Consider the following 529-nt stretch of genomic DNA (forward strand, 5'->3'; position numbering starts at 1 on the left):
GTGGAAGATCGCTCAGAAGTGTGCGAGGATTTCAAGACAATCTATCAAGCTGAACACAAAGAAGCTGGCCAAGATGCGCTGGATTCCTTCTGTTCGAAGTGGCAAAAAGCGTATCCAAAAGTAGTGAAAGCACTTAAGGAGAACGACTACTTACTAACGTTTTACAGCTTTCCAAAAGCCATATGGCGTAGTAGATATTCCACGAATTTAATTGAGTCATTCAACAAGCAAATCAAGAAATACACGAAACGCAAGGAACAATTCCCAAACGAAGAAGCGTTGGAACGATTCCTTGTTTCACAGTTCGAGTACTACAACCAACGCTTCGCCATACGTTGTCACATTGGTTTTAATCAGGCGCGTGCCGATGTAACAGCGATGTTTAGCAAGAGAACGAGCAGTGGCGAAATTTTGGTTTTTAGGAAGGGTTAACCCTTCCCAAAAACCAAAATCAATCCTTCGAACAAATGTATTTAAAATAAAAATGTGATGATCTACTAGAAAAGGTTGGATTGTCATTTACACAAAA

General features: G+C 40.3%; 1 protein-coding gene. It reads left to right on the forward strand.

Features of this window, described 5'->3' with window-relative positions; translation table 11 throughout:
• A partial coding sequence (locus tag C9J37_RS27875; protein WP_201262236.1) for a transposase occupies window positions 1-432 on the forward strand: 432 nt, incomplete at its 5' end.
• Window positions 433-529: the final 97 nt, after the last annotated feature.

This window comes from Lysinibacillus mangiferihumi, assembly GCF_003049665.1.
GTDB lineage: Bacteria > Bacillota > Bacilli > Bacillales_A > Planococcaceae > Lysinibacillus > Lysinibacillus mangiferihumi.